At 42.3% G+C, this 21,385-nt stretch carries 20 protein-coding genes and 1 tRNA gene; 14 read left to right on the forward strand and 7 right to left on the reverse strand.

Features of this window, described 5'->3' with window-relative positions; genetic code table 11:
- The first annotated feature begins 178 nt into the window (after nt 1-178).
- Complete coding sequence (locus PULV_RS02445) at nt 179-820, forward strand: CPBP family intramembrane glutamic endopeptidase (RefSeq protein ID WP_086743057.1); 642 nt, start codon at nt 179-181, stop codon at nt 818-820.
- 30 nt (nt 821-850) lie between these two features.
- On the opposite strand, the gene PULV_RS02450 is transcribed toward PULV_RS02445, so the two are convergent.
- Nucleotides 851-2,275, reverse strand: coding sequence for a sodium-dependent transporter (locus PULV_RS02450; RefSeq protein ID WP_193330848.1), 1,425 nt, complete (start codon nt 2,273-2,275; stop codon nt 851-853).
- A 145-nt stretch (nt 2,276-2,420) separates the two neighbouring features.
- Here PULV_RS02450 and PULV_RS02455 point away from each other — a divergent pair, with 145 nt between their 5' ends.
- The 6 genes from PULV_RS02455 (at nt 2,421) to PULV_RS02480 (ending at nt 5,955) form a co-directional block, all read left to right on the forward strand.
- Nucleotides 2,421-2,720 carry a YciI family protein gene (locus PULV_RS02455; protein WP_086743055.1) on the forward strand — a complete coding sequence of 100 codons (300 nt, stop codon included), beginning with the start codon at nt 2,421-2,423 and terminating at the stop codon, nt 2,718-2,720.
- Between the two features lie 81 nt (nt 2,721-2,801).
- Complete coding sequence (locus PULV_RS02460) at nt 2,802-3,224, forward strand: hypothetical protein (RefSeq protein WP_086743054.1); 423 nt, start codon at nt 2,802-2,804, stop codon at nt 3,222-3,224.
- 77 nt (nt 3,225-3,301) lie between these two features.
- The gene (locus PULV_RS02465) at nt 3,302-3,577 is read left to right on the forward strand and encodes a PepSY domain-containing protein (RefSeq protein ID WP_176365131.1); all 276 of its coding nucleotides are present in this window, start codon (nt 3,302-3,304) and stop codon (nt 3,575-3,577) included.
- A complete protein-coding gene (locus PULV_RS02470) occupies nt 3,577-4,251 on the forward strand; it encodes a response regulator transcription factor (RefSeq protein WP_086743052.1) in 675 nt (224 codons plus the stop codon). Before PULV_RS02465 ends, PULV_RS02470 begins: the two co-directional genes overlap by 1 nt.
- Nucleotides 4,245-5,579 carry an ATP-binding protein gene (locus PULV_RS02475; RefSeq protein ID WP_086743051.1) on the forward strand — a complete coding sequence of 445 codons (1,335 nt, stop codon included), beginning with the start codon at nt 4,245-4,247 and terminating at the stop codon, nt 5,577-5,579. Before PULV_RS02470 ends, PULV_RS02475 begins: the two co-directional genes overlap by 7 nt.
- Nucleotides 5,551-5,955: a lysozyme inhibitor LprI family protein gene (locus tag PULV_RS02480; RefSeq protein WP_086743050.1), complete on the forward strand. Its 405-nt coding sequence runs from the start codon at nt 5,551-5,553 to the stop codon at nt 5,953-5,955. The genes PULV_RS02475 and PULV_RS02480 overlap by 29 nt, the downstream gene beginning before the upstream one ends.
- 68 nt (nt 5,956-6,023) lie before the next feature.
- Here the strand turns inward: PULV_RS02480 and PULV_RS02485 are convergent, their stop codons facing one another.
- Nucleotides 6,024-7,118: an AI-2E family transporter gene (locus PULV_RS02485; protein WP_193330849.1), complete on the reverse strand. Its 1,095-nt coding sequence runs from the start codon at nt 7,116-7,118 to the stop codon at nt 6,024-6,026.
- Nucleotides 7,119-7,380: 262 nt separating this feature from the next.
- On the opposite strand from PULV_RS02485, the gene PULV_RS02490 reads away from it, so the two are divergent.
- Nucleotides 7,381-8,274, forward strand: a complete 894-nt coding sequence (locus tag PULV_RS02490) for a TIGR01777 family oxidoreductase (protein ID WP_193330850.1) — start codon at nt 7,381-7,383, stop codon at nt 8,272-8,274.
- A 93-nt stretch (nt 8,275-8,367) separates the two neighbouring features.
- Here PULV_RS02490 and PULV_RS02495 read toward each other — a convergent pair whose 3' ends face one another.
- Entirely contained in the window at nt 8,368-10,869 is a 2,502-nt protein-coding gene (locus PULV_RS02495) for an ABC transporter permease (RefSeq protein WP_086743048.1), read from the reverse strand.
- Nucleotides 10,859-11,572, reverse strand: a complete 714-nt coding sequence (locus PULV_RS02500; RefSeq protein ID WP_086743047.1) for an ABC transporter ATP-binding protein — start codon at nt 11,570-11,572, stop codon at nt 10,859-10,861. Before PULV_RS02500 ends, PULV_RS02495 begins: the two co-directional genes overlap by 11 nt.
- Here PULV_RS02500 and PULV_RS02505 point away from each other — a divergent pair, their 5' ends adjacent.
- Nucleotides 11,573-12,202, forward strand: coding sequence for an arylesterase (locus PULV_RS02505; protein ID WP_086743046.1), 630 nt, complete (start codon nt 11,573-11,575; stop codon nt 12,200-12,202).
- Nucleotides 12,203-12,282: 80 nt separating this feature from the next.
- Nucleotides 12,283-12,359, forward strand: a tRNA-Pro gene (locus PULV_RS02510).
- A gap of 77 nt (nt 12,360-12,436) precedes the next feature.
- Here the strand turns inward: PULV_RS02510 and PULV_RS02515 are convergent.
- On the reverse strand, nt 12,437-13,480 hold the full coding sequence (locus PULV_RS02515; protein ID WP_193330851.1) for a serine hydrolase domain-containing protein: 1,044 nt from the start codon (nt 13,478-13,480) through the stop codon (nt 12,437-12,439).
- Nucleotides 13,481-13,810: 330 nt separating this feature from the next.
- Here PULV_RS02515 and PULV_RS02520 point away from each other — a divergent pair, with 330 nt between their 5' ends.
- Entirely contained in the window at nt 13,811-14,725 is a 915-nt protein-coding gene (locus PULV_RS02520; protein WP_086743044.1) for a substrate-binding periplasmic protein, read from the forward strand.
- Here the strand turns inward: PULV_RS02520 and PULV_RS02525 are convergent.
- Nucleotides 14,701-14,973 (reverse strand): acylphosphatase, encoded by a 273-nt coding sequence (locus PULV_RS02525; protein WP_086743043.1) that lies wholly within the window; start codon nt 14,971-14,973, stop codon nt 14,701-14,703. The two genes, PULV_RS02520 and PULV_RS02525, sit on opposite strands and share 25 nt — an antisense overlap.
- A gap of 145 nt (nt 14,974-15,118) precedes the next feature.
- On the opposite strand from PULV_RS02525, the gene PULV_RS02530 reads away from it, so the two are divergent.
- Nucleotides 15,119-15,568: an energy transducer TonB gene (locus PULV_RS02530; RefSeq protein WP_193330852.1), complete on the forward strand. Its 450-nt coding sequence runs from the start codon at nt 15,119-15,121 to the stop codon at nt 15,566-15,568.
- Nucleotides 15,569-15,702: 134 nt separating this feature from the next.
- Nucleotides 15,703-17,862: a S46 family peptidase gene (locus PULV_RS02535; protein WP_193330853.1), complete on the forward strand. Its 2,160-nt coding sequence runs from the start codon at nt 15,703-15,705 to the stop codon at nt 17,860-17,862.
- A 320-nt stretch (nt 17,863-18,182) separates the two neighbouring features.
- Here PULV_RS02535 and PULV_RS02540 read toward each other — a convergent pair whose 3' ends face one another.
- The gene (locus tag PULV_RS02540) at nt 18,183-18,488 is read right to left on the reverse strand and encodes a hypothetical protein (RefSeq protein WP_193330854.1); all 306 of its coding nucleotides are present in this window, start codon (nt 18,486-18,488) and stop codon (nt 18,183-18,185) included.
- 440 nt (nt 18,489-18,928) lie between these two features.
- Between PULV_RS02540 and PULV_RS02545 the strand changes: the two genes are divergently transcribed.
- Nucleotides 18,929-21,376, forward strand: a complete 2,448-nt coding sequence (locus PULV_RS02545) for a TonB-dependent receptor (RefSeq protein ID WP_193330855.1) — start codon at nt 18,929-18,931, stop codon at nt 21,374-21,376.
- Nucleotides 21,377-21,385 lie beyond the last annotated feature (9 nt).

Genomic DNA, 21,385 nt, shown 5'->3' on the forward strand with positions numbered 1-21,385 from the left:
GCACGCTCCCTATTTTTTTATCTGTGACACCCCCTTCTGGCTAAATTCGAGATCACTAAAGATTCACATAAAACACACACGCACTTGCTAAGCTTTATTGAGCGTAGCAATGAGATAGTGATGCTTGCTACACACTCTTTTGATAGCTTATTTTGATAGTTTGCGAGTGCCTGCCTAGATGAATTACAGCCAATATCGCTGGTTTGAACTGTGTGTCATTTTTATTTTATTACCGTTATGCGGCTACTTAGTTAAAGACTATTTACGTGCTCTGCTTATTCCTGCGCTGCTATTGCTCACTGCGTGGTGTTTCACTTTACTGCTTAAAGATCCAAAATTTAAACGCTTTCGGTTAACCAACTTTAATCAAATCAGTAGCGCCAAGAAACGAATGCTCACGTTATTCAGTGTCGGGGCTATTTTCAGCTGCGCGTTTTACGCCATGCTGAATCAGGAGCACTGGTTTGCTTTGCCATTACACACCCCGATGAACTGGTTAATGTTAATCGTGCTGTACCCTTTAGTGTCGGTCTTGCCGCAAGAGTTGATCTTTCGAACTTATTTTTTTCATCGATATAAAAAAATTATCCCAGACAAACGCTGGCGGATCCTGCTAAGCGCGTTGACATTTAGTTTGGCGCATCTTATTTACGACAATTGGATTGCTGTAGCACTGGCGTTTGTGGGGGGGCTGATGTTTGCTTATACCTATGCTTACACGCGTTCGACCTTAGTATGTGTGTTAGAGCACAGTGTATGGGGGTTGTGGCTATTTACGTTAGGTTTAGGGCAATATTTAGATGCTGGGGCAATAGGATAGCGCTTCGGACAAGCCGAAGCGCTCAAAAAATTAAAAGCCTAATAAACTCACATTAAAGAATTTAGTGGCGACAGTATTGATGAAAATAATTGCCAAAATCACCGGAATAAACGTCGAAAGTGAAAAATTCACATAACGCTCCATAAAGCTTCCTTGGTAGCTATCACAGCCTTGACTTAACTCCTTCGATAACTCGCTTTTCTTCCAACGATACATCACAAATAAACACACAAGCAGCCCGTTTAACGGCAAGATAGTGTCATAAAAAACATCATACACAATATCAAATAAGCTCTTATTACCGCCTCCGTAGCTGGTGAAATTTGTCAACCATTCGACCATACCAAAAGACACCGTACATAAAATGGTTAATAACCCCATCGAGACCGACAGCACACCCAGTGCTTTTTTACGACTCAAGTTTTTCTCTTCCATCAACGTCGATGTTGGTACTTCAATAATCGAAACCAAAGAAGTAATCGCAGCAAAAAATACTAATAAGAAAAAGATAAACGCAATAACAGAAGCTCCTAAGTAACCAACATCAGCTTGCAAGGCGAGTAAGATTTTTGGTAAGTAGACAAATATCATCGAAACTGAAGAGTCACTCAATTGGCTAGGATCGGTGTTAGGATTAAAACTGAAAATTGCAGGTAAAACCATCAAACCAGCAATAAATGCCACTAACGAGTCTGTTACAGCCACCATTTTAGCTGCACCAACAATGTCGTCTTTTTTAGATATGTACGAGGCATACGTCATCAAAATCCCCATACCCAGCGATAACGAAAAGAACGCTTGCGACAAGGCCCCGTTCAGCACACTGGCATCTAGTTTAGAAAAATCAGGCACTACATAGTATTTCACACCAGCCATCGCATTATCGAGTGTCAGCACATAGCCCACCAAACCAATCAATAATACAAACAACGCAGGCATTAATATTTTTGATGCTTTTTCAATGCCTTGCTTAACACCACCGACCAAAATTAAATTAATAATTACGCCAACCAACGCCATGTAAATAAATACGGTGGTCGAATTTATAAACGTGCCGAAACTTTCAGGTTGAGCTAGCAAATCTAAATTACCGAGACCCGTTTGGACTAAGTAACCGAAAATCCACACAGTAATAACCATGTAGAAAACAGCAATCATAAATGGGGTTAATACCGCTAAAAAGCCAGCCTTTCTCCACCCTTTACTGTTATTTGATAATTGACGATATGATCCAAGCGGATCTTTTTGAGCATGACGACCCATAGCCATTTCGGCCATCATCACAGGTAAACAAATAAACGCGACAAACAGCGCGTAGGTCACTAAAAACGCGCCCCCACCATTTTTGGTGGCCGAAACAGGAAATCCCACCAGATTACCAATGCCTACAGCCGAACCTGCAGCAGCTAAAATAAACCCTAAACGAGAACTAAAATGCTCGCGACTTGCACTCATGGAGCGACCCTTCTTTTTATTATGTTATCTCGCCGATGCTAGCAGTGTTCGAGCCCTTGTTTCAAGCTTTTGTGAAGATTCTTTACATAAGCAAAATAAAACAGAGATAATAGGCCAAATAAGACACACAGCTTAAGGAAGCGCCATGTTATACATGATTTGTTCAACCGATATTGAAAACTCTCTGCCTCTTCGTAAAGAGGCCCGCCCTGCACACCTCGCTCGCCTAGAGACATTGAATGAGCAAGGTCGTTTGTTTGTCGCAGGCCCAATGCCGGCCATTGATAGTGACGAGCCAGCAGAGGCCGGTTTTACAGGATCACTGGTCATCGCTGAATTTGCATCACTTGAAGAGGCACGCCAATGGGCCTCAGAAGATCCGTATGTGGCTGCGGGTGTGTATGCCGAATCCATCGTAAAGCCATTTAAAAAAGTGCTACCATAAAATCAAAATGTAATCGTTCAGTTACAATTCATGGGTGACTCTCTAAGTTAAGGTAAACCCTTAACAAAAAGAGTCACTATTATGAAAACATTAATTCTCAGCAGTATCGTTACTCTATTGAGTTTCCCCGCTTTAGCCAGCCACGATAGCTGGTACGATGAAGCCAAAGTCATCAAAGTCACTCCCGTTTATAAAAAAACGGTGCAGCATTACAATCATTCGGCACACCCTTTAACGCATTATTCAGCCGAGCTTAAGCACAATAACGTTAAAGTACGGGTAAAACATCATGGTCATCAGGAGCGCCACCAACATCATAAACAACCTAAGCATGATTATCGCCATAATGAATTAGCAGGCTTTAATGTTACCTATAAATATAAAGGAAATGTATTTCATACATTTACCAAGGAACATCCTGGTCATCGAATAACTGTAAAGCTCAATATCGCGCCCATTCATCACAGTCACCGAAATAAGGTGGGGCATTATTACCCAAAATAAGCAAAGTAATTGATAAATAAGCTTGAGTTTAACAAGGTATCTTCTTTAAACTGACGGTATCAATGAGGAGAGTCTTGATGCGAACTACACTTTCAGCACACAGAATATGCTTGGTAATACTGCTTAGCCTATTACCATTTTTTGCGACTGCTACACCGGATCCACAGGTGAAAGCAGATAAAATGGGCAAGCGCCAAGCAGTCCAAATCGTCAAAAAGGAATATCCTGGCAAAGTATTAAAAGTGAAAGATCAAGACAAGCACTACAAAGTCAGAGTGCTGCAAACTCAAGGTCGCGTCATTGATGTCAAAGTGAATAAAGCGGATGGCAAAGTGAAAAAGGATAAAAATTAATGCGTATTTTAATTATTGAAGATGATCTTCATTTAGCTGAAAACCTTCGCAGCGCCTTAGAAAAAGAAAAGTACAGTATCGATATCGCAAACGATGGCGAAAGTGGCTTATTTCATTTAACCGAGTACCCGCTTGATTTAGCTGTGATTGATTTAGGCTTACCTAAAATGGATGGCATCGAAGTCATTAAACAAGCCCGAGCCAACAACGCCGAGCTCCCCATTTTAATCCTCACCGCCCGTGATCGCTGGCAAGACAAAGTTGAAGGCCTTGATGCCGGTGCAGACGACTACCTGACTAAACCATTTCATACTGAAGAGCTCATTGCGCGCTGTAATGCGCTTATTCGCCGCAGCGCCGGTCAAGCCAATCCTGAAATGTCTGCAGGCCCTATCAAAGTCAATACTCGCTCTCAACAAGTGTGGGTTAACGATCTCGAAGTGACCTTAACTGGCTACGAATATCGAGTGCTGGAATATCTCATGGTCAATCCACAAAAAGTGATTTCAAAATCAGAGCTGACCGAGCATATTTACGATCAAGATTTTGATTTAGACTCCAATGTAATTGAAGTATTTGTTCTCAGATTACGCAAAAAAATCGACCCTGATGGCACCATAGCGCCCATTGAAACACTGCGTGGCCGAGGGTATCGTTTGCGCAGTCATTGGTAATGCCTGTTATTTCCTTAAAAATTAGGCAAGGGTTTATTCTTGTCTTTTTATTACTGGTGGCCTTGCCGATATTATTTGTTTCTATCGGCAAGTCTTACTATGCCTCGCTGGTTGATGCGACAGAAAATACCCTCGAAGCCCATTTATATTCGCTTATAGGCGAAGTCGACTTCTCCGAAAATGGCATCGAAATGCCACAAACCTTGTTGGCACCTGAGCTCAACCGCATCAACTCAGATACCTTTGCCTATGTGTATAAAGATGATGAAAAACAATGGCAATCAGAATCCAGTATCAACAAAGACGTCCACCCTCAAGTAAGAGCGGACTTACTCGGTGAAAAGCACTATGAAAAAATCATTTTGGACGATCGTGAGTATTGGCAACTGAGTTTTTCACTCATATATGACACCAATGATGCATCACATACCTTCAGTTTTTACTTACTCAAAGATAACAACGCCTTACTCGATGTCATGCAAGGCTTTAGACAAACCTTGATTGAATGGCTGATCATCATGGGCATCGTCATTAGTGTCTTACTTATGGTAGGTTTTTATTGGAGTAGTCGCCCTCTTCGGTTACTCGATCATGAAATTATGGCGATTGAGTCTGGCCAACATACTGAAATAGCGGGCCATTACCCTGTAGAGCTGCGTAAAATCCAGCAAGATCTCAATTTACTGTTAGAGTCACAACGCCGGCAAAAAGAGCAATATCGTAAATCGCTCAGTGACTTAGCTCATGCGCTTAAAACCCCCTTAGCTGTACTCAAATCCAGTGAACAAGCATTAAGTGCCGAAAACAACGAACAACTCGATCGCATCAATCATATGATTGAACATCAGCTCAAACGTGCCGCCAGTGGTGCAACCGATACTTGGAAAAAGCACACTTTAGTTGCGCCTGTTGCGCAATCGATTTTAAATGCCATGAGCAAAGTTTACCGTGACAAAGGGATTAATATTGACCTAGTCTGTTGTGAGAGTGCACAATTTTTAGGTGACAAGACCGATTTAATGGAAATTCTCGGCAACCTGATCGACAACGCATGCAAAGCCTGTGTCAATCAAGTTCAGGTTGTTATCGATGATAAAATCAATCAGCTAACGGTAGCAGTGTCCGACGATGGACCCGGTATTAAACCTGCCGATCGTGCCAGTTTAACTGAACGAGGTAAACGCCTCGATAGTTATGAAGCAGGCCATGGTATCGGCATGGCCATCGTCAACGACTTAGTCAGTGCCTATCAAGGGCAGTTAACCATCAGTGATAGCCCGTTAGGAGGCGCTTTATTTAATGTTATATTCCATAAAACGAATTGCTAGTATCGTCTGTGCCACGCTCGCGTTTTTGTGTTCAGGCTCAGTGTCTGCTTTTGATGATGGCTGCCAAGATGAAAAATCAACCAATCCGCGTTATATCCGCTGCCTCGAAAATAAAATCGCAGAGCAAAAGCGCACGACCGAAACCTATGTGAACAAAATCAGCTTAAATTTAGAAAAAAAGCAAACTGAAACAGGCAATGTCCAGTTATTAAGAGTGTTTAAACGGTCAGAACAAGAATTTGACAAATACTTAGAAGATAGCTGCCGCTGGCGCTATCTTAATCTTTTGCCCGATACGATTGCAGCGGCGATTACCTATAAACGCTGTGAACTCCAATTACGACAATTTCATGCCGAAACGCTAAAATTCAAGTAAGCGCTTTGTAATTCAGTGCATAAAAAAACGCCGGCTTAGCTTATAAGCAGGCGTTTTTTATTAGGGGCTTATTCTGCCGGAGCTTTTGTTTCTTGCTCGATTTGCTCTGGGCACAATTGCTCAATGACACTGCCTTCTTCATCACCTGAGCCTAGTAATACAGCAAGCCAACGGCCATCATCACTCGCCTCTAAACCAATTTTGACAATCATTGTCAGCGGAACCGACAACAACATACCGACAGTACCCAGTAACCAACCCCAAAAAATTAACGATAAAAACACCACTAAGGTCGATAACCCTAATCCTCGGCCCATGTATTTCGGCTCGATAACATTACCCATCACCATATTAATGGCGACATATCCCACAGCCACCATGCTGGCCACTGCTGGCCCTTGTAAAATTAACGCCAATAACACTGCCGGGACTGCTGCAATAATCGACCCAATATTTGGAATGTAATTAAACATAAATGCCAACACCCCCCACAATACAAAGTAATCCACATTTAAGATCCACAGCAATAATCCTGCACAAAAACCAGTGGCTAAACTGACTAACGTTTTAATTGCCAGGTAAGCATTGACTGACTCTAAGAAGCGATCTATTTGCTTCATTTTCATATCCGGATCGTCTAACGCCAAATGCACTTTTTTACTGATCACCGGCGCTTCAAACAACATAAACACCACAGTCAATATAATCAGAAATAAATTCGTCATCACTCCTCCCACACCAGCAAGCATGTTCGAAGCCATATCAATCACTTTACCCGGATCAAATAACTCTAAAATCTGTTCTTTGTTGAGCAAAATATTATAATTAGCAGCCACATCAACTGCCCAAATAAATTCTTGCTGCAACTTCACTTTATATTCAGGAATATTACGAGAAAAGTCATTCACCGACTGACCCACTAAGCCAGCTAACGACATACCAAGCAGCACGATCAGTAAAATCACCAACACTACCGCCACCCCTTTTGGAATACGGTAACGCGCAAAAAAGTTAATCAGGGGATTACAAATAATCGCCAAGAATAACGATAATAAAAAAGGCACTATTACTACGCTCGCAGCCTTTACCCCCGCGAGCACAACTACTGCAGCCGCTAAAATAAGCAAGCGTTTGCCTATCCCTGATAAATTAGGTTGAACCATGTTGTTTCCTTAAAGTCATGCTGTTGGCTTATTACTAAGCTCAAGATACTCATGGATACTAAGGTAAAAGCCACATAAAATAAATCGCTTAGCTATCAATAACCGACTGTTTAACCTGATCAGATCTAAACCCATCACCGTATTAGATAAAAAACACTGCAAATACAAGCTCGTCAAAAAACAAAATAGGTACAAAGTCTGTTATGTTATCGATTGCTTAACTACACTGAAGGATATGATCTTGCTCTCAGATGTGAAAAAAATGAATATTTTAATTACAGGTGGAACCGGGTTAATCGGTACTAAGCTGGTTCAATTCCTAAATAATCATCATCACGTGACGGTCCTCACCCGGCAACTTGATAAAGCCTACCAGATCAATGGTCACCAAGTGCAAGCTGTCACTGCTCTGTCGCAAATTAATTTTAATAATATTGATACCGTGATTAACTTAGCTGGTGAACCCATTGCCGATAAACGCTGGAGCGCCAAACAAAAGCAAAAAATAGAACAATCACGTTTTACCATTACTCAAGCATTGGTCGATGGGATCAACGCCGCCGATACTCCGCCCCATACATTTATTTCTGGCAGTGCCATTGGTTATTATGGTCGTCAAACAACTCAAGTTGATGAAAGCCATACCGACTATTTTGATGAATTTAGTCACCAGCTGTGTAAAAAGTGGGAGCAAATAGCACTCGGGGCGAAAACCGAGCAGACGCGGGTTTGCCTGCTTAGAACCGGTATTGTGCTGTGTGATAAAGGCGGAGCCCTACAAAAAATGTTACCAGCCTTTAAATTGGGGCTTGGCGGCCCTATTGCCACTGGGCAACAAATGATGTCGTGGATCCATATTGATGACATGATCAGTGCTATTTTATTTATCCTTGAAACACCTAATTTGCAAGGGCCCATTAATGCGACGGCTCCCAATCCCGTCAGTAATGCGCAATTTAGCCATGCTTTGGCGAAAACAATTCGTCGTCCTGACTTTTTAACTATGCCTGCTGCTATATTGCGACTGCTATTCGGAGAAATGGCCGACCTACTCGTCCACGGTCAAGCAGTGAAACCTCAAGTGTTGCTTGATTCTGGCTTTCGTTTTCATCACCAATACCTAAATGAAGCGCTGCAGAGTTTATTAAATAAATAATCGCCGTTTTTTCCATTAAAAAAGGTGCATTATATGCACCTTTTTTAGTGTTTATTTTTAAGCAGAGCTTGTAAGTACTGCTTATTCCAAAGATTACGCCAATGAACGCAACAATCCTTGCGTATTTTGTCTCATGGTACGCGCCACCATGCTGTAACCCACTAACGCAACAAACACACCACCCGAAAGCGGTCCGAGTAACCAAATATAAGGGTGCAGCGTTCCCGCCACATCAAACACTTGGCGTTGGATCACAAACAGAGCCACATCACTGACTAAAGACGCCACAAACCCAGCGAACATGCCCAGTAATAAAAATTCATACAGTGTCGCTTGTTTAATTAAACGCCCTTTTGCGCCAAGAGTACGCAGTATTACGATTTCTTGCATACGCTCAGCTAAGCTTGCTTGAACCTGCGAAATCAACACTAATGCTCCACACGCAACCACAATCGCCAGTACAAAGCCAATCGCAAGGGAAACCTGATCAATAATTGATTGTGCTTGCTCAATACGTGCTTTGATATCAACCACACTCACCGTTGGATACTGAACTAACAATTGATTAAACACCTTTTGCTGCTCATCTTTAACATGGGTGGCCGTAAAATAAGTGGCAGGAAATTGCTCCATGGCTTGTGGGTTTAAAATCATAAAGAAATTAGGCTGCAAACTCGCCCAATCGACTTCGCGAAAGCTGGTTACTGTCGCATTCACTTCTCGGTTATTAATCAATAAGGTCAGCGAATCACCGAGCTTCATTTCTAAACGTTCAGCCATGCCTTTTTCGACCGACACTTGCGGCGTATCAGTGTCATCAAACCATTGACCATCAGTTAACATATTACTGCCTGGCATGTTGGCAAGCCACGTTAAATTCAGCTCCCTGCCTACACCGTTGCGTGCCTCTTCATCGCGCTCTTCACCTTCTTGCAAAGAAACTTCGCGAGCAAATTTTTCATCGTTAAGCGCATGAACACGACCGCGAACAACCGGGTAAAAACCATTATCGATTAAGCCATGCTCAGCAAAATACGCTTGCATCGGTGCCACTTCGGCTTCGTTGATATTAATCAAAAAGGCATTCGGTGCACCTTCAGGTAATTGCTGTTGCCAATCGCTGATCATGTCATTTTTTAATACCACCAAAAACAACATCAGCTTAATAGCCAACGCAAAACTAATTAGTTGCACCGCGTTTGCATTGGCACGTTTTTGAATGGTTGCAAGCGCCAACGACCAGCTATTCCCTGGGCTTAATCCTAACCGCCGACCCGTGCCAAAAATCAAACGTGACAAGCCAAACAGCACCAAAACCACCACCAAGCACGAAATAAATAACAACACTGACAGTTTTAAGTCGGCGCTAAATAACCACATTAATAAGAAAATCGTCAGTGTCGACATCGCTAAATGAATACGACTCACAGCCAACTGATCGCCCAAGTTACGTCGTAATACACGCAAAGGAGGAATATCAAATAAATCTAACAATGGTTTAATTGCAAACATCACCGCACAAATAACACCAATAAAAATCGCCATCAACCAAGGTTTTGGCCCAGCTTGTGGCAACACTGTGCCCATTGACTGAGCTAAATAGTTCGCACCTATGTTCTGTAAAACAAAACCAACGGCCAGACCCAAAATAATCGATGTGAAACACACTAAGCCCAAATGCAGCAGATAAATTTTGCGGATCATGGTACGTGAACCACCTAATGTCTTCATCATCGCAACCGGATCGTACTGACGTTCACAATAGCGTTTCGCCGACACAGCCATCGCAACTGCTGCTAAAATAATGCCCAGCAAACCTGCAATTAATAAAAAGTTGCTCGAACGAGCAAGATTATCGCCAAGTGGCGATTGGCGATCTTTGATGCCTTCCCAGCTTTGGTTGTCTTTCATTTGAGGTTTGAGCCAAGCGTAATACGCTTTCAAAACCGGTTCTTCTCCAGCAAACAAAAAGCGATAAAATACACGACTACCCGGCTGAATCACTTTCGTCAGTGCAATATCTTCGTGGTTGATAATAATACGCCGATTACCCGATAACGAAAACAATGCACCATCTGGTTCATCCACCAGCACTTTTCCAATCGCAAATTGGCCTGCGCCCAGCTCAATGGTATCGCCGACCTTTACGTTCAAGCTATAAAATATCGATTCACTGACCCATACTTCACCTGGTAATGGGCCAGAATCAACCACATACTCCGAGCCATCTAAGCTGTCTTTAAGGGTCACTTTCCCGCGAAGAGGATAGCCTTGTGTGGCCGCTTTTACTGATGCTAACAACATTTCTTCACCAGCAAACACCATGGTGTCGAAGTAGGTTAAGCGAGCCGTTTCAAGCCCCCTTTGTTGCGCCTCTGTCAGGTATGCTTCGTCAAGAGGGTGATTAGAGTCCATACGGCGATCAGCAGCAATAAACTCTGTCGATTTTTGCTCAATGTTAAGACCAATGCGATCTGTCACTGAAGACAGAGTAAACACAGTCAATACCGCCAAAGCAATGGCAGCCGAAATAATGGTCAACTCACCGCGTTTAAGCTCTCGCAAAAATAATTTAAGTGCTAATTTAGCCCACATTTGCGCGCTCCCCAGTCGTTGACTTCTCAAGCTCACCGCCTTCAATGTGCAAAATTTGATGGCACTTTTGCGCCAAGATTTCGTCATGAGTGACCAGCACTAAAGTGGTGCCATTTTGCTCATTGAGTTCGAACAATAAATTCTCGATTAAGTGGCCATTTTTAGAATCAAGATTAGCCGAAGGCTCATCTGCAAACAGGATTTTTGGTTTACCAACAAAGGCACGGGCAATGGCCACACGTTGTTGCTCACCACCAGACAGCTGTGAAGGGTAATGACCTACCCGATGCGCTAAGCCCACTTTTTCGAGCAGCTCCATAGCTTGCTGTTTGGCATCTTTTTGCCCTGCAAGCTCTGCCGGTAACATGACATTTTCAAGGGCCGTGAGACTTTGAACTAACATGAAAGATTGAAATACAAACCCTATTTTTTCAGCACGCAGCGCCGCACGGGCTTCTTCATCCAGTTCGTTTAATAACGCACCATCGAGGCTAATTGACCCTTGGCTAGCGATATCTAACCCAGCGAGTAAACTCAATAATGTCGATTTACCCGAACCTGATGCACCAACAATAGCTACGGAATCACCTGACTTGACATTAAAGCTAATGTCCTTGAGGATGGTTAACTCACCTTCAAAGGTATTAACCGTTTTCGATAATCCATTGACCTGTATAACATTAAGTTGAGTAAGCACTGACATATGACTCCTAAAATTATTCGATTCTTTATTTTCGTTATTCTACTTAGCAACCCAGCTATCAGTTTTGCTAAACAAACTGTGTTAATTATTGGTGATAGCTTAAGCGCGGCCTATGGCATGAAACAACACCAAGGCTGGGTTAAATTGTTACAAGATAAATATCAACAATCCCATCCTGAACTCACACTGGTCAATGCCAGCGTCAGCGGTCAAACATCGGGCAATGCATTACTCACCCTTGCTGGCCATTTAGAGCAGACTCAACCAACTCATGTGTTGATTGAGCTTGGTGCCAACGACGGCCTAAGAGGTTTCCCTATCAAAGGCCTGCAAAAAGACCTCACCGCCTTAGTCGAGCAAAGCCACGCTTTTGGTGCTCACGTGGCATTAATGGAAATTCACATCACGCCAAATTTAGGCCCCAGGTACACGCAAATGTTCACTGCCAGCTTCGAAAAAGTGGCCTTTGCAACAGAGAGCTATTTGATGCCGTTTTTCATGCTAGAAGTCGCTGACGATCCAAGCCTGATGCAAAACGATAACCTACACCCAAATGTGCAAGCCCAACCAATCATACGAGATTTTATGAGCAAAGAGATCAATAAATGGCTAGAAAAGACAACAAACTGAGCAATGTGCTCAGTTTGTGTGCAAACAGTTTGAAGTGTATTGATTTTATAAAATAAATGCGTACTATTGGCTTCTGTTGTCGGCATATAGCGCAGCTTGGTAGCGCACTTCGCTGGGGGTGAAGGGGTCGCAGGTTCGAATCCTGCTATGCCGACCACTCAATTCCCCTCTTCTATCCAAATTCATTAATATTTTTCGTTTACTTATATTCATCTTCTTTATTTTTCTACCCCACTACTTTTTAGACTGACGCACAAGAATTGTATAAATCCGATGATGGATAATTTGTGATAAATTCCAATCGTATCCATCGAGATTAGTAGTATTGATAACTTGTACCACCACAGTGTCGATATCTTTGTAGTAGCTGGCTTGGCTTTGAAAGCCGGGTAATAATCCGCCATGATCATACACATACAATGAGCTATAAAGTGCTTGCTCGCCCTCACGAAACACACTGCCATCGTTGAGAGCCCGTAAAAAGACACCGACATCTGCCACAGTTGCGAGCATTGAGCCATAATCATTGCCTTTAATGTCTTCTTGGTAACCAACATAATAGCCGCCCATCACGTCGTTTAAATCAACATCACGTAACGAGCCAAAGGTATGGTAAAGCCCTAAAGGTTGTAAAATATGTTGTTTTATATACTGTTGTGAAGTCAAACCTGTGGTGCGACGGATCAGCTCTGACAACAGTAAATAATTAGTATTGGAATACTCATAGCCCTGATCCGGCTTAAAACTAGCAGGTAAATCCAGTGCAAGATCTAATTTGCCTTGATAAGTCAAAGCGGGGTTGCCCCAGTAATTAGGATAATTTGTGTAATTAGGAATACCACTGCGGTGTTGCACCATATTTTTAAGAGAAATATGCTCTGCATGTTCAATCCGGCTTATTAATTCCGGGAAATAATCACCGAGGGTAGCCGTCAACGAAAGCTGTTTTTCATACACTAACTGCGTAATCGCAACCGCGTGATACAGTTTGCCAATACTGGCTATTTTAAATAACCCATTAGCATCAGCCGGTATGTTCTGCGCCCTATCCCGCACACCTGCGGTATAGAACCTCGCGGGCTCACCTTTTTGCTCGACATACACAACCATGCCATCAAAGCCGTGCGCTATCGCTTGATCGACTTGCCCTTGCATCGTCGCTGGCAAAGGTAATAGCCACGCCCAAACTAAAATCCAAGGTACAAAGAATAACGAGGCCAGTGTTGACACACCCAATGCCGCTCTAACCCAATTACGTAGTTTTTTATTTTTTATCATCGTTTTATGTTCACTCTAAATGAGCCGTTAAAATCAGTTGCTGTATATACCGTTTTATTTAGTTTACGAATTAAAGACTACGATACTCATTTTTACAGGTTTATTCTATCGTGTGTTGATCAGATACCACTTTAATCGGGGAACAAATTCAATATTTATAAGTCATTACTTTTCAAGTACCTAATTTTTGTTACACTTTTAACTCATGCAGGTTGCATGTATTGGTTACATCTATTTTCTTCATGATACAGTCTATACTCATGACTGATTTTAAAACGTTTCATAAACCAATACTACTCTACCCAGTCAAGGCTAAAACAAGGAAAGATAATGAAACTGTGGTTACTCATTCCATTGCTGCTCTGCCTTCATCACTTTGCCATTGCAGAAGAGTCGCCTTTATTTAGCCAAGCGTCAATCAATGCCAGAGAAATTATCTACCCAAGGCCATCTCGTGGTGAAGATCTCGAAAAATGGTACCCTCTTATTTTGCTCAAAAGTGCATTAGATCACAGTGAATTGCGTTATTGGTTAAGGCCCACCTCATCCGTCATGGTGCAAAGTCGCGCAATCAAAGAGCTCACTCATGGTGATGCAATTACTGTGACATGGACGATGACCGATAAAACCCGTGAGGATGAATTACTACCTGTTCGGATCCCGATTTACAAAGGGCTTTACGGTTGGCGTTTATTAATAACCACTCAGAAAAAAGCTGAAATCTACCAGACATACAACAATGTTGAACGGTTTAAAAAACTGATTTATTTACAAGGCCATGATTGGCCCGACAGCGAAATTTTACAAGATAATGACTTTAACGTAACGACGGCTGTGAGCTATGAAGCATTGTTTCAAATGCTGCTCAAAGGCAGAGGGGATGTCTTTCCACGCAGTATTATCGAAGTGGATTGGGAGTTAAGTCACCGCGATGATCGCAATGAATTTGCCGTAATCAATCATACAGCTTTGTATTACCCCACTGCAATGTATTTCTTTTTTAACAAACAAGATCACACATTAGCAAATGCTGTCGAAAAAGGCTTAATGGCGATGCATCACAACGGTGAATTTGAACGCTTATTTAACCGTTTTTTTGCCAAAGAAATCGCCCGAGCAGACTTAAACAACAAACAAATTATTGAACTAACCAATCAGCAACTCCCCAAACTCACCCCGCTGGACAACTCTTTGTTTTGGTTTCGACCTGATCAAACGCTTCAACAAACCTCAAATCCTTTATAATCTTTTAATTGCACATAATCCCAAGCAACTGTTTCAACATGAGCATGAGGTGGACCTTGCTCAAGGAATTGCGCAAAATTAACCAACTGTGATTCAGTGCCCGTCGCTTCAATTTCGACTTCACCATGCAGCAAGTTTTTTGCATAGCCTTGAATGCCATGCTCAATTGCATATTGCTTCGCCGTTGCACGATAAGACACCCCTTGCACTTTACCACTGACAATTACTCTGAATGTTTTGACTGACATCAGCGACCTCAGGTTTGTTCACTTAATGAGCGAAATTTAGTTAAATAAACGAAAACTGCCAAGTTTCGCCCAGGCTGTTTTGGTGATTTTATTCATTTTAAATTTAAGGTACACTGATGAAATAATAAGAATAAGGATGTTTAATATGCAAAAAACAATGCTAATCAGCATTTTAGTCTTTTCTACTTCGCTATTTGCCAATACCCAATATGCCGATATTCAAGTAACCCAAATCTCGCCAGTACCTGAGCAGGCTATTTGGCAACGTAGCACTCACGTCAGTCCCAAATACCCAGTTAAGCTTGCGATGAATGGCGTTGTCTGCTGTGCCGTTTACAATGTTGCTATTTCTGAGCAAGGCAAAACTCAAGCCATAAAGTTAATAAGCCAAGTCTCAACTAAAAACTCCCTTGCTAAAGAAGGTCGAAAAATAATCAAAAAGTTTGCTTGGCAACCCCAACCTGATCAGATTGCAAAAGCCAGCGAACAAGTGATTCGGCTCGATTTTTGTATGGGTGGAGACTCCCTCGAAGCCAGCGAAGCACGCTGTAAACAACAAACGCAGTTTAGTTGCCAGAAAGACACCAACAGTTAAACTTTGTTGAAGTAACAATAAATTCTAGTCAAACACCGCACTTTAACGTTACATTATCACATTTTATCGCAGAGTGATTGACCCAAGACAACACAGCCCCTACCCTATTTGGGAAATAATAATAAGGAACAAAAATGCGTTTAAAACCTCTTGTTGCCACTTTAGCCCTGGCGCTATCGGGCAATGTCCTTGCTGATGAAGGCATGTGGCAGCCACACCAACTTCCAGAACTTGAATCAATTTTAAAAGCTAAAGGCCTCGAAATTGATGCAAAATCAATTTCTAAACTGACAGAGTTCCCAATGAATGCGGTCATCAGCCTTGGTGGCTGTACTGCATCGTTTGTATCGCCAAAAGGCCTAGTAGTCACCAACCATCACTGTGCCTATGGCTCGATTCAATATAACTCCACTCCTGAAAACAACATTCTGCAAAATGGCTTTTTAGCTAAAACGCCTGCCGAAGACTTACCAGCGGCACCCGGTTCTCGTGTGTATGTCACCGAAACCGTTACTGATGTCACAGACAAAGTGTTAAAAGGCACTAAAAAACTGAAAGCTAAAGCCCGTTACGATGCGCTCGAAAAAAACGAAAAAGCCTTAGTAGCTGAGTGTGAATCCGATAAAAACTATCGTTGTAATGTCTATTCATTCCACGGTGGTCTTGAGTTTTACTTAATCAAATCTCTTGAAATTAAAGACGTTCGTCTTGCGTACACCCCTGCAATGGGTGTCGGTAAATACGGCGGTGATATCGATAACTGGATGTGGCCGCGCCATACGGGTGATTTTGCCTTTTACCGCGCTTATGTCGGTAAAGACGGTAAGCCTGCTGAGTTTAGCCAAGACAATGTACCGTACGAGCCCGCTTCGCATTTAAGTGTCAGTGCAAAAGGCGTGCAAGAAGGTGACTTTGTGATGGTAACCGGTTATCCGGGGCGCACAAACCGCTATCGCATTGCCGCTGAAGTGGATTATGTGTTCAATACAGCTTACCCCAAATCTCGCGAGCATAATTCTAAATATGTTTCTTTGATTGAAGAAAACTCAGAAGATGGCAGCCAAGCGCGTATAGCCTATGAAAGTACGATTGCAGGCTATAACAATTACATCAAAAATTATGGCTCAATGATCGAAAGCTTTAATAAAGGCACAATGTTTGAACGTAAAAAACAGTTTGAACAAGATTTAAGTGCTTGGATCAACAGCGATCGTAAACGTAAAAAACAGTATGGCAAAGTACTCAACGAGTTATCTGCGTTAGTGGCTGAATCACAACAACATAACGAACGTGATCGCATGGTGGGCTATGTTCATCGCTCGCAAATGATTTCAACCGCGCGACGTTTATATCGTTTAGCGTATGAAAACCAAAAACCAAATGAAGAGCGTGAATCAGGTTATCAAGAACGTGATATGCCTCGCTTTGAGGCTGGCTTAAAACGTATGACACGTCGTTTTGATGCGAATGTCGATAAGGCAATCTTATTGCACTTCTTAGAGCTTTACGCTGCATTACCGCAAAATGAGCGCTACAGTGAAATCGATATTGCCTTTAATCTAAAAAATGGCTTTAACAAAGCAGATGCTCAAACGTTACTTGATGATATGTATGCTAAATCAACGCTTGCAGATGAAACTGCACGTGTAGATTTTTACGGTCAAACACTGGAGCAATTAAAAGCCAGCGATGATCCGTTCCTTCGTTACGCCGACGCTATTTTTGCAGTAATGAAAGCTGAAGAAGACAAAGAAAAAGCCTTAGCGGGTAAACTGCAATCAGCTCGTCCTGAATTGATGGAAGCAATCATTGCTTACAATCAATCAATTAACAAACCAGTTTATGCTGATGCAAACAGCACTTTACGTGTTACTTACGGCACGGTCGGTGGGTATTCGCCACAAGATGGTTTAGTGGCGACACCATTTACATCATTAGAAGGGTTACTGGCCAAAAATACGGATGTTGAACCATTCGATGCCCCGAAAAAACAGCAAGAACTAATCAAAGCGAAGTTATTTGGTGACTACACAGGCGGTATGAATACCGTACCAGTGAATTTCTTATCGAATGTTGATACAACAGGCGGTAACTCAGGTTCACCCACATTAAACGGCAAAGCTGAATTAGTCGGTTTACTGTTTGATGGTGTGTACGAAAGCATCATTGGGGATTGGGATTATAACCCAGTCTATAACCGCTCTATCCACGTTGATTCACGCTACATGCTGTGGGTGATGGATAAGGTTGATAATGCCCAAAACTTGTTAGACGAAATGAAAATCGTAAAATAAGTTAAACAATAAGGGCGTCACTGTACGCCCTTATTTTATTGTTCGTTTGCTAGGGGTTGTTGATCTTTCGTGGTTAAATTTTGTTCGAGATAAAAGCGTATTTATCGCGGCGAGTAGTGTGTAGCCTAGTCATTCTAAGCAAATACTGCTCAACAAAGAGAAATACGCTTTTAGCCGAACCCTTCGGGCAGCGTTTGTTGGGTATTTCTACTGCGTTATCGCTTTTTCGTGTAGCTCGCTACACCACAAAAGCGCTGCTTTGTATAAATACCCAACAATTCGCTGCAAAAATCATCACGAAAGATCAACAACCCCTAGTATTATTGCGCCGCTAAAACCAGCTTTAAGTTCTGCTCGGGTTGTTTGAGTAAAATTCCTTTTCTAAAGAGCTTTTTGTGTAACACCTTTTGTAATTTTTTTTCAGCCTTTTCACTATGTGCTTGGCTCAGATTGTCTTGATTATCGATGGCACAATTGACTAACAAACTTCCCGGAAAGCAATCAAAAACGACCGTGTGACTCAGCTCAGTAAAACCAGACAATGTATCGCGGGCCTCTTGTTCAACATCAGCCAACACTAAAAGCAGTTTGTCATTTAATCGCTGCTGGATTTTACTCATTTTCATTGTGGTTAGTTTCTCAATATAGAATTAACTTCTATTTTAACGGCATGTACGTCGCGATGCTCGATAAAATTTCATCTCGCTAATCGATTGTTAAACAATTTCAGCTAAAAGTTACAACTGTGTAGCAAAGAGTAAAAAAGTAATATTTAACGACTAGATTACATTCAATTACACATTGCATCATCGTTATTACACCTGTATAAATTATCGAGTTATTTAGTGTTAAACAACTGATATTTAAACCTAAATACTCGTACACTTATGTAACACCTTCATCTGTTCCTACCAATAATTTCCTGAGTATTTTGTACTGAATAAAACACCATCATGCATTCAGTTTTCATTCAGTTTCAGAGCCCTAGTTTGACTGCCAACCCAGTGGCTAGCTTTCAATTTTTTCTCGTCACTGTTTTTAAACTGATAACAACAAGTAGGTTCATATGAAAAAAACGCCCATTAGCTTAGCGCTTGCTGCCACTGCGCCTTTTATAACTTCAACCAGTTTTGCAGCTGCTCAAACATCTTTAGATGCGATAGAGAAAATTCAAGTAACAGGCTCGCGGATTAACCGCACCGATATGGAAACAGCCAGCCCAATCACAGTTATTTCTGCTGACTTTATTTCGCAAAATGGCTACACCTCAGTAGAAGAAATCTTATCAACACAGCCTGCCGCAGCTGGCATGAATTTAGGATCCACCTCGAACAATGGCTCGGGAGGCTCGGCCACCGTTAATTTACGTGGCATGGGCACAAACCGCACGTTAGTGCTGTTAAATGGCCGCAGAATGGTTGCATCTGGCACCGGCGCTGACTCATCCGTCGATTTAAACACCATTCCGGTTGCGATGATTAAAAATATCGAAATTCTCAAAGATGGCGCCTCGGCTGTATATGGCTCAGACGCCATCGCGGGTGTGATTAATATCATTACTAAAAAAGATTTTGTTGGTACTGACATATCTGCCGATCTGAGCCAAGCGGGTGCGGGAGATGGCACCAGTGGCGGCGCGAGTCTACTACATGGTGTTGATTTAGCTGGCGGCAATTTAGTTGTCGGACTTCAATACTCCGAGCGCGGCGAAATCATCCAATCAGATCGTGATCATGTTGAACCCGGTTGCTCATCTTTTGTTCCGGGCGGATCACTCGGTGGTCAAGTTCCTGATGGCGAAGGTGGTTTTAAGCCTCGTGATACTTGCTATGATTACACCAAAGATAGCTATGCACAAACCCCTAACCAATTATTCAGTGCATTCACCAGCTTTAGTAAAGAACTCGATTCAGACACAATTTTAAATGCCGATGCCATGTACACCCGCCGTGATTCAAATCAACAAATGGCCCCACAGCCTGCCAATATTGATTTAAACACCGCAAAACTCGATGAAAAGTACACTGAGCAATTCAAAAATGACGATGGTACCCTGCCTGATGAGCTTAATTATCGTCGCCGTATGACGGATGCGGGCCCTCGTATTTATGAACAAACAACCGATACTTATCGCCTATCGTTAGGTTTAACCGGTGAGTTAGAATCCAGCACCTCATGGGATGTGTCGATGACCTATGGTCGTAATGACGCAGTCGACAAAGTACAAAATTCTATCCACGCTGGTAACATGGAAAAAAGTATTTATAACCACCAAGACTTATGGTTTAGCGGCAATAACATTGACCAAAGTTTCTTAGTGGACCAAAACATTATTTACACCGAAGAAAATAAAGGAGGCAATGAACAATTCATTATGGCGGCAGGTTTGAGTGGTTTAACAGATTCCGATCTGGGTTACGCGGTTGGAGTCGAAAACCGTTTTGAAAGTGGTTTTTATACTCCAGATGCAGTAACACAAGCAGGCGAAAGTACCGCAGCGCAACAAGATCCCACGTCAGGAAATTACTCAGTACAATCAGTGTATGGTGAAATATCATTGCCGCTGAGCGATGAACTCGCCGTTGAAGCTGCGACCCGCTTTGATAACTACTCGACCTTTGGTAGCGCGACCACCTGGAAACTCGGCGCGACGTATCGCTTTAGTGATACTTTCATGGTGCGCTCTGTTGCAGCAACAGGCTTTAGAGCACCAAATGTGGCTGAGCTTTATGGTGGTAACTCAGGCTCGTTTGATTACTTAGACGATCCATGGGGAAATGCACCGGATCCCCAAATTCTGGTCAACTACACCGGCGATGAAAACCTGCAACCAGAAGAAAGTGAATCATTCACCTTAGGCGCTGTTTGGGAAGTCACTGACGGATTATCAACAACAATTGACTACTGGTCATTTGATATTACCAATGCAATCAGCCGCTTAAATGTACAAAATCAAATGAACCAATGCTTTGCTGGCAACCAATTAGCCTGCGATGCCATTAATATTACTGCTGAGGGCGATTTATCAAACATGACCTCGACTCTCACTAATATTGGTTCTCAAAAAACATCAGGTATTGATTGGAATATTAGCTATCGACATGACGTAGTGAAAGTGTCCCTTGATACCACTTATTTACTTGGTTTTGAAGAAGACGGCATTAGTTACGAAGGCACGATTGATGGCAACATGGGTGGTTATTCTAAGCTTAAGGCCAATCTCGCTGTTGATTACAGTGTCAGCGATGATTTAAGTCTCTATTATAACGCACAATATATTCAAGGTATGGATGGTGAAAATTATGGCGATACCTACTCAACAGATGATGTGGTTTACCATAGTGTCAGTGCGTCATATAACATCAATGATCAATGGAAAATCAATAGCGGGATCAAAAACTTACTCGATACTGATCCTGAATATGTGCCTGATGGCAATGACATGAATACGATCCCAAGCTTATACGATGTGGTCGGACGCACTTTTTATCTCAGTACCAATTATCGTTTTTAATCAGCGAGT

The sequence above is a fragment of the Pseudoalteromonas ulvae UL12 genome (genome assembly GCF_014925405.1).
In the GTDB taxonomy this organism is placed as follows: Bacteria; Pseudomonadota; Gammaproteobacteria; order Enterobacterales; family Alteromonadaceae; genus Pseudoalteromonas; species Pseudoalteromonas ulvae.

Excerpts from the sequence above, each read along its gene's own strand:
- PULV_RS02445 (WP_086743057.1), top strand. The coding sequence starts at position 179 with ATGAATTACAGCCAATATCGCTGGTTTGAACTGTGTGTCATTTTTATT.
- PULV_RS02450 (WP_193330848.1), bottom strand. The coding sequence starts at position 2,275 with ATGAGTGCAAGTCGCGAGCATTTTAGTTCTCGTTTAGGGTTTATTTTA.
- PULV_RS02455 (WP_086743055.1), top strand. The coding sequence starts at position 2,421 with ATGTTATACATGATTTGTTCAACCGATATTGAAAACTCTCTGCCTCTT.
- PULV_RS02460 (WP_086743054.1), top strand. The coding sequence starts at position 2,802 with ATGAAAACATTAATTCTCAGCAGTATCGTTACTCTATTGAGTTTCCCC.
- PULV_RS02465 (WP_176365131.1), top strand. The coding sequence starts at position 3,302 with ATGCGAACTACACTTTCAGCACACAGAATATGCTTGGTAATACTGCTT.
- PULV_RS02470 (WP_086743052.1), top strand. The coding sequence starts at position 3,577 with ATGCGTATTTTAATTATTGAAGATGATCTTCATTTAGCTGAAAACCTT.
- PULV_RS02480 (WP_086743050.1), top strand. The coding sequence starts at position 5,551 with ATGTTATATTCCATAAAACGAATTGCTAGTATCGTCTGTGCCACGCTC.
- PULV_RS02485 (WP_193330849.1), bottom strand. The coding sequence starts at position 7,118 with ATGGTTCAACCTAATTTATCAGGGATAGGCAAACGCTTGCTTATTTTA.
- PULV_RS02490 (WP_193330850.1), top strand. The coding sequence starts at position 7,381 with ATGAATATTTTAATTACAGGTGGAACCGGGTTAATCGGTACTAAGCTG.
- PULV_RS02495 (WP_086743048.1), bottom strand. The coding sequence starts at position 10,869 with ATGTGGGCTAAATTAGCACTTAAATTATTTTTGCGAGAGCTTAAACGC.
- PULV_RS02500 (WP_086743047.1), bottom strand. The coding sequence starts at position 11,572 with ATGTCAGTGCTTACTCAACTTAATGTTATACAGGTCAATGGATTATCG.
- PULV_RS02505 (WP_086743046.1), top strand. The coding sequence starts at position 11,573 with ATGACTCCTAAAATTATTCGATTCTTTATTTTCGTTATTCTACTTAGC.
- PULV_RS02515 (WP_193330851.1), bottom strand. The coding sequence starts at position 13,480 with ATGATAAAAAATAAAAAACTACGTAATTGGGTTAGAGCGGCATTGGGT.
- PULV_RS02520 (WP_086743044.1), top strand. The coding sequence starts at position 13,811 with ATGAAACTGTGGTTACTCATTCCATTGCTGCTCTGCCTTCATCACTTT.
- PULV_RS02525 (WP_086743043.1), bottom strand. The coding sequence starts at position 14,973 with ATGTCAGTCAAAACATTCAGAGTAATTGTCAGTGGTAAAGTGCAAGGG.
- PULV_RS02530 (WP_193330852.1), top strand. The coding sequence starts at position 15,119 with ATGCAAAAAACAATGCTAATCAGCATTTTAGTCTTTTCTACTTCGCTA.
- PULV_RS02535 (WP_193330853.1), top strand. The coding sequence starts at position 15,703 with ATGCGTTTAAAACCTCTTGTTGCCACTTTAGCCCTGGCGCTATCGGGC.
- PULV_RS02540 (WP_193330854.1), bottom strand. The coding sequence starts at position 18,488 with ATGAAAATGAGTAAAATCCAGCAGCGATTAAATGACAAACTGCTTTTA.
- PULV_RS02545 (WP_193330855.1), top strand. The coding sequence starts at position 18,929 with ATGAAAAAAACGCCCATTAGCTTAGCGCTTGCTGCCACTGCGCCTTTT.